This is a genomic window from Novosphingobium sp. (assembly GCF_040079535.1).
In the GTDB taxonomy this organism is placed as follows: Bacteria; Pseudomonadota; Alphaproteobacteria; order Sphingomonadales; family Sphingomonadaceae; genus Novosphingobium.
Genome location: NZ_JBEBKB010000068.1, coordinates 1 through 6,284, shown reverse-complemented (window position 1 = coordinate 6,284; position 6,284 = coordinate 1). Strand labels below are relative to the sequence as shown.

Annotated in this window: 8 protein-coding genes; 7 read left to right on the top strand and 1 reads right to left on the bottom strand. The window is 61.3% G+C overall.

What is annotated here, in order from left to right; genetic code table 11:
* Window positions 1-97: 97 nt before the first annotated feature.
* Window positions 98-919, bottom strand: a complete 822-nt coding sequence (locus tag ABL914_RS13530; RefSeq protein ID WP_391563715.1) for an N-acetylmuramoyl-L-alanine amidase — start codon at window positions 917-919, stop codon at window positions 98-100.
* 36 nt (window positions 920-955) lie between these two features.
* On the opposite strand from ABL914_RS13530, the gene ABL914_RS13525 reads away from it, so the two are divergent.
* The 7 genes from ABL914_RS13525 to ABL914_RS13495 all read left to right on the top strand — a co-directional run bounded on the left by ABL914_RS13525 (window position 956) and on the right by ABL914_RS13495 (window position 6,271).
* Complete coding sequence (locus ABL914_RS13525) at window positions 956-1,366, top strand: hypothetical protein (protein ID WP_391563714.1); 411 nt, start codon at window positions 956-958, stop codon at window positions 1,364-1,366.
* Complete coding sequence (locus ABL914_RS13520; protein ID WP_391563713.1) at window positions 1,363-1,737, top strand: type II toxin-antitoxin system VapC family toxin; 375 nt, start codon at window positions 1,363-1,365, stop codon at window positions 1,735-1,737. The genes ABL914_RS13525 and ABL914_RS13520 overlap by 4 nt, the downstream gene beginning before the upstream one ends.
* On the top strand, window positions 1,738-2,475 hold the full coding sequence (gene trmD / locus ABL914_RS13515) for a tRNA (guanosine(37)-N1)-methyltransferase TrmD (RefSeq protein WP_391563712.1): 738 nt from the start codon (window positions 1,738-1,740) through the stop codon (window positions 2,473-2,475).
* 5 nt (window positions 2,476-2,480) lie between these two features.
* Entirely contained in the window at window positions 2,481-2,852 is a 372-nt protein-coding gene (gene rplS, locus ABL914_RS13510) for a 50S ribosomal protein L19 (RefSeq protein WP_391563711.1), read from the top strand.
* 85 nt (window positions 2,853-2,937) lie between these two features.
* A complete protein-coding gene (locus ABL914_RS13505; RefSeq protein ID WP_391563710.1) occupies window positions 2,938-5,187 on the top strand; it encodes a DPP IV N-terminal domain-containing protein in 2,250 nt (749 codons plus the stop codon).
* A complete protein-coding gene (locus ABL914_RS13500) occupies window positions 5,139-5,807 on the top strand; it encodes a DUF1287 domain-containing protein (protein ID WP_391563709.1) in 669 nt (222 codons plus the stop codon). The genes ABL914_RS13505 and ABL914_RS13500 overlap by 49 nt, the downstream gene beginning before the upstream one ends.
* Window positions 5,808-5,956: 149 nt before the next feature.
* A complete protein-coding gene (locus ABL914_RS13495; RefSeq protein ID WP_391563708.1) occupies window positions 5,957-6,271 on the top strand; it encodes a GIY-YIG nuclease family protein in 315 nt (104 codons plus the stop codon).
* Window positions 6,272-6,284 lie beyond the last annotated feature (13 nt).

Below are 6,284 nucleotides of genomic sequence, written 5' to 3'. Positions count from 1 at the left end.
GTGCCGAAGATAGCGGCGATGGCGGCAGCACAAGCAGCGATGGTGACGGCGGATGCGGCGGCGGGGGCTGCGGCGGTGGCTGCGGCGGGTGCGGGGGTTAGGCCGCTTTCAGCAGGCCCTCCAGCGCGGCTGCGAACTTGCCAAGCTCAAAATTCTGCGGATCGTCGTGCGCGTCGGGGATCAGATCGTCCACTGTGGCGTGCTGGGCCGGGATCAACCAGCGCCCGGCGCGCGCGCTGGCGTAGATATAGAGCGCGGCCAGCTGGCGGTATTGCGCATCTGAAAAGCCCTGAGCAGGCCCCTGGGTATGCCCGCGATCATCAAAGCCTTCGATAAAGCGCCGCGGCTGGACGGTTTCGATATGGATAAACCGCCCGCGCGCGGGCGCGCCAATCACCCGGCTTTCCAGCTTGGTCGCGCGCCAGCCTTCAGCAAAATCATGCCCGGCCCAGATCTGGCCAAAGCGCGACAGGAAGATGTGCGCGACGGGTTCGGCGGCAAAAGTGCCGTCCATATAGGGGGCAAAATCGTTAGTCCTGCGGTCTGTATCGAGGTTCTTCGGGAAAGGTTCGTCGCCATAGAACGGCGTGCTGGTATCGTGGATCACGAAATACAGCAGTGGCAGCCCGGCCTCGGTCTGGCTGACGGGTGCATTGGCGTGTTCGGTGGCGAAGGTCCGGTAGGGTTCAGGGAACGCAGCGATTGCGGCGGCTTTTTGGGCGGCAGTGGGCAGCGGGGCATCGGTCATCAGCCAGGCGATCATTGGTGGCAGCGGCTGGTCTTCCTTTTCGCCCAGCAGCCCCACCTTGCGCATCAGGCATGTGGCCTGTTCCAGCGCAGTGCCCGCAAAAGTCAGCGTATCGCGATCAAACCGGCAGCCGCCAATGATTTCTGAACGGGCGGGTGCGGCGAGGGCCAATGCTGCGGAAATGGAGGCAATGGTTAGTTTTCGCAATTGACCCACTCCGTCTGTTTGTATATACGGAATGTATATACGGAGACTGCCATGAACAAACCCGATCAAAATCTGCTGCGCGAAATGCCGCGGCATTTCGATCTTACCGGCACAACGAATGCGGGCAAGGGCCTTGGCGCACCGCGCCGGGTCAAGGTATTCAAATCAGGCAATTCGCTGGCTGTGCGGATGCCAAAGGGGCTGGGTCTGGAGGCTGGGATGGAACTGGAGGTCACTATGTTACCCAGTGGTGCTATGGAATTGCGCCGGGCTGAACCCGCCAAGCGAAAATTCAACATCGACAAGGTTTGGGGTAGTGCCACCAGCCTTAAGCCCATTGATTCGGATGATCGCTGGTTTGAAGAGCGGAAGTTGGATTGGGGCAACGGCGAGGCGTCGACACCGAAGTGAAATACCTGCTCGATTCATCCGCCATCATCAAATTGACGATGGGGCAGGGCGCTGCATTGCGTGCGCGTGCCTCGCAATGCGCCGTCGGGGACATTGTCACTTCGACCATTGCTATTGCTGAGGTGCTCTACGGTTCGGCCAACGAAAAGCCGCCGCCAATTGCTCAACTCGAAGCGTTCATGGACGAAGTTCAGGTACTCGATTTCAATATTGCTGCAGCTCGCGCATACGCCGGCCTACCTTTCAAGCGGGCAAGCTATGATCGATTGATTGCGGCTCACGCCTTGGCATTGGGGCTGACGGTGGTGACGGATAACACAAAAGACTTCGCTGATGTGCCGGGCCTCAAGGTTGAAAACTGGACCATTTGAATGTCCTTCCACGCCACCGTCCTCACCTTATATCCCGAGATGTTCCCCGGGCCGCTTGGCATCAGCCTGGCGGGCCGCGCGCAGTCTGAGGGCAAGTGGAGCCTCGAGGCTGTCCAGATCCGCGATTTCGCGGCCGATAAGCACAAGACCGTTGATGATACGCCCGCAGGCGGCGGTGCGGGGATGGTGCTGCGGGTTGATGTGCTGGCGGCGGCGGTTGACTATGCCCGCGCGGCCAATCCCGATGCTCCAGTCCTGGCCATGACCCCGCGCGGGAAGCCGCTTACGCAGGCCCGCGTGCGTGAACTGGCGGCGGGCCCAGGCGTGATCGTGCTGTGCGGCCGGTTTGAGGGATTTGACGAACGGATTTTCGAAGGCCGCGGCGTGGAAGAGGTATCGGTCGGCGACATTGTCCTGTCGGGCGGAGAGCCTGCCGCGCTGATGCTGCTTGATGCTTGCATTCGGCTGCTTCCCGGCGTAATGGGCGCGGCTTCAAGTGGGGCTGAGGAGTCGTTTGAGAACGGCCTTTTGGAATATCCCCACTTTACCCGGCCCGCAATGTGGGAAGGGCGCACGATCCCTGAAGTGCTGCGATCGGGGGATCATGCGAAGATCGAAGGCTGGCGCAAGTCACGCTCTGAGGTCGATACACGGTTACGCAGGCCGGACCTTTGGGAGCGTCATTGTGACGCTCGGGTCCAGTCTGCCTCTGGCGAGCAGGCGAAGAAAAAGGACTGAGGGTTATGAACCTCATTCAACAAATCGAGGCCGAGGAAATTGCCAAGGCCGCAAAGACCATCCCGACCTTTCGTCCTGGTGACACCGTGCGCGTTGGCGTGCGCGTGGTCGAAGGCGAACGGACCCGCGTTCAGGCCTATGAAGGCGTCTGCATCGCGCGTGCGAACAAGGGCATTTCCAGCAATTTCACCGTCCGCAAGATGAGCTTTGGCGAAGGAGTGGAACGTGTGTTCCCGATCTATTCGCCCAACATCGAATCGATCACCGTTGTCCGCAAGGGCGTGGTGCGGCGGGCCAAGCTTTATTACCTGCGCGGCCGCACCGGCAAGCGCGCTCGCATCGCCGAACGTCGCGATCCGCGGCCGGGCGAAAGCTGAGCTAGCCAGCACGGGTAAAACCGGATTAGGAAGGCGTCCCGGCACCAGCCGGGGCGCCTTTTCCTTTGGGGGGTAGAGCCTTGCCATGCGATTTGCCTTGTTATCAGCTGCGTTATCCGCCGCTGCTGCTCTGCTTGCCGTGAGTGCCGTGCCAGCCGGGAGTGAGACGGTGAGCGCCGCGCGGCCGCGCGCGCCAGTCCTTTCGTTCGAACGCGTCTTCGCTAGCCCCAGCCTGTCTGGTCCGGTGCCGCGCGGGGTAAAACTTTCGCCCGATGGCCGCTGGCTGACGGTGCTGAAAAGCCGCCCCGATGATCGGGAACGCTATGACCTGTGGGGGTTCGATCGCAAGGCCGGCAAGTGGCGGATGCTGCTCGATTCCACCGCGCTTTCCAGCGGCCGCGAGCTTAGCGAAGCCGAAAAGATGCAGCGCGAACGCCAGCGGATCGGCGATCTGAAGGGCGTGGTCAGCTATTACTGGCGCGAAGACAGCGCAGCCGTTCTGGTGCCATTGGATGGCGAGCTGTTTCTGGTCCACCTGGACGGCCGCAGCGAGAAGCTGGGCGGGGTCGGCGGTGATCTGCTCAACCCGGCGCTAAGCCCCAAGGGGCAGTACGTGTCTTTCGTGCGCGATCGACGCCTGTGGGTGGGCAAGGCCGGGGCCGATGTCATGCCCGTTACGCCCATGGAACCGGCGGATACCATCCATTGGGGCGAGGCTGAATTTGTCGCACAGGAAGAAATGGGGCGGATCGGCGGCTATTGGTGGGCGCCCGATGAAGCCCGCATCGCGGTGCAGCGCTTTGATGATGCCGGGGTAGGGATCGTTACCCGCACCGCAATCGGGGCAGAAGCAACGCAGACCTTTCAGCAGCGCTATCCAGCCGCGGGCACTGCCAATTCCGATGTTTCGCTGTTCATCATGAACCCCGATGGCAGCGCGCGCGTGCCGGTAGATCTGGGGCCGGAAAAGGACATCTATCTTGCCCGGATCGATTGGGCGCCCGATGGCAAGGTGCTTTATGTCCAGCGCCAGAACCGCGCGCAAACTGTGCTGGATATGCTGCGGGTCGATCCGGCCACGGGCAAATCGCAGGTATTGTTCACCGAACGGGCGGCCGATAAAAGCTGGATCAACCTGTCTGATAATTACCGCTTTCTTCGGGATGGCAGTTTGATCTGGTGGTCGGAACGCGATGGCTTTGGCCACCTCTATCACTTCAAAAACGGCACCTGGCGGCAATTGACCAAGGGTGATTGGGTAGTCACCGAACTGGCCGGAGTGGACCAGAAACTGGGCCGGGTCTATTTCACCGCCAACAAGGACGATGTTCTGGCACCGCAAGTCTATGCGCTTGATCTGGCCAAACCCGATAAGGCCAAACTGCTGTCTGAGCCGGGCTATTATCACACGGCCGCGATGGACAAGGCGGGCCAGACGCTGCTGATAACCCGATCATCACCCACCCAGCCGTCGCAGGTCTATATTGCCGATGGCCAGGGCAAGCGGCTGAGCTGGGTTGAGGAAAACCGGATTGGCCCGGCGCATCCCTATGGCCCGCATATCACCAGCCATCACGCGCCGCAGTATGGGACGATTAAGGCCGCCGATGGCACTGCTTTGCACTGGAAGATGACCACGCCCAGGATGGAGCCGGGAAAGCGCTATCCCGTGTTCTTCGATCACTATGGCGGGCCGACCGCGCAAGTGGTCAAGCGCAGCTGGGCCAGCCCGCTGGAACAGGCGATTGTCGCGCGCGGCTTTATCTATTTCCAGATCGACAATCGCGGAAGTGAGAACCGCGGGGTCAAGTTCGGCTCTGCGCTGTACCGGGCGATGGGCGGGGTTGAGGTGGAGGATCAAAAGGCCGGGGCGCTGTTCCTCAAAGGGCTGCCCTATGTCGATGGGAAACGGATCGCGACCTATGGCTGGTCCTATGGCGGTTATATGACGATCAAGATGCTGCAGGCTGATCCGGGGCTCTATGCGGCGGGAATTGCCGGTGCACCGGTTACCAGATGGGAGCTTTACGATACCCATTATACCGAACGCTATCTGGGCGATCCGCGGTTGGTGCCGCAGGTCTATGCCAGTTCCAATGCGCTGGCCAATTCAGGCAGGATCAAGGATCCCTTGTTCATCATCCACGGCATGGCTGATGATAACGTGGTGTTCGAAAACAGCTCCATGCTGATCTCACGCTTGCAGGCAGAGGCGGTCCCGTTCGAAATGATGCTGTATCCCGGCTATACCCACCGGGTAGGCGGGCCCAAAGTGGGAGTACACCTGTGGAACTCGATCTTCGCATTCCTCGATCGGAACATGCCGGCAAATTAGTCACGCTTGGCCGCCGGGCGGCGCTGGTGGGCGGCGTGGCTGCGCTGGTGGTGGGCTGCCGTGAACAGGCGGCCGCACAGGCGCCTGCTGGCTTGGTATCACCACGCGCGCGCCAATTGATTGCAGCAGCCCGAAAACAGATCGGCATTACCCTGGCCTATGATCCGGCCTATACCGCGCTAGCCTATCCGGGCGGGGATGTGCCGCGATCCAGGGGGGTCTGCACCGATGTGGTGGTGCGGGCCTACCGCGATGCCTTCGCCATCGATCTGCAACGCGAACTGCATCAGGATATGGCTGCCAATTTCCGGCTCTACCCCAAGCGCTGGGGGCTGGCCCGGCCCGATCGCAATATCGATCATCGCCGGGTGCCCAATCTCGAAACGTTCTGGACCAGAGCCCGTGCCCGCCTGCCGATTCCGACCGAGCCGGAAGGTTGGAAGCCGGGCGATCTGTTCACCATGCTGATCGATGATCGCCTGCCGCACACGGGAATTATTTCAGACCGGATCGCCGCGAACGGCAACCCGTTGGTGATCCACAACATCGGCGGCGGCACCCGAGAGGAGGACCGGCTGTTCGATTACCGGCTGACCGGGCGCTTTCGCTGGCGGGTTTGAGATAGGTGCATTCGTGGTCATCCCGCGCCCTCGTCATCCCCGCGCCCTCGTCATCCCGCGCCCTCGTCATCCCCGCGCAGGCGGGGACCCAGAGCGGGCCAACCCTGGATCCCCGCCTGCGCGGGGATGACGAAGAAGGAGGAAGGTGAGTGGTCCATTCTGAGTTTCAGCCCTGCGTCTATATCCTCGCCTCCCAGCGCAACGGCACAGTCTACACCGGCGTTACCTCCGACCTCCTGGGCCGTATCCACCAGCACCGGGAAGGAACCTTTGGTGGCTTCACCAAGGAGCATGGCGTCAAACAGTTGGTTTGGTTCGAGCAACACTCGACCATGGAACATGCGATTACCCGCGAAAAGCGGATCAAGAAGTGGAACCGGGCCTGGAAGTTGAACCTGATCGAGCAAGCCAACCCGCGCTGGCGTGATCTGGCGGAGGATTTTGGATTTGAACCGCTAGCCTGACTCGGTTCTTTCC

Coding starts and splice junctions, on each gene's coding strand:
- trmD (WP_391563712.1), top strand. CDS start 1,738: ATGTCCTTCCACGCCACCGTCCTCACCTTATATCCCGAGATGTTCCCC.
- rplS (WP_391563711.1), top strand. CDS start 2,481: ATGAACCTCATTCAACAAATCGAGGCCGAGGAAATTGCCAAGGCCGCA.
- ABL914_RS13505 (WP_391563710.1), top strand. CDS start 2,938: ATGCGATTTGCCTTGTTATCAGCTGCGTTATCCGCCGCTGCTGCTCTG.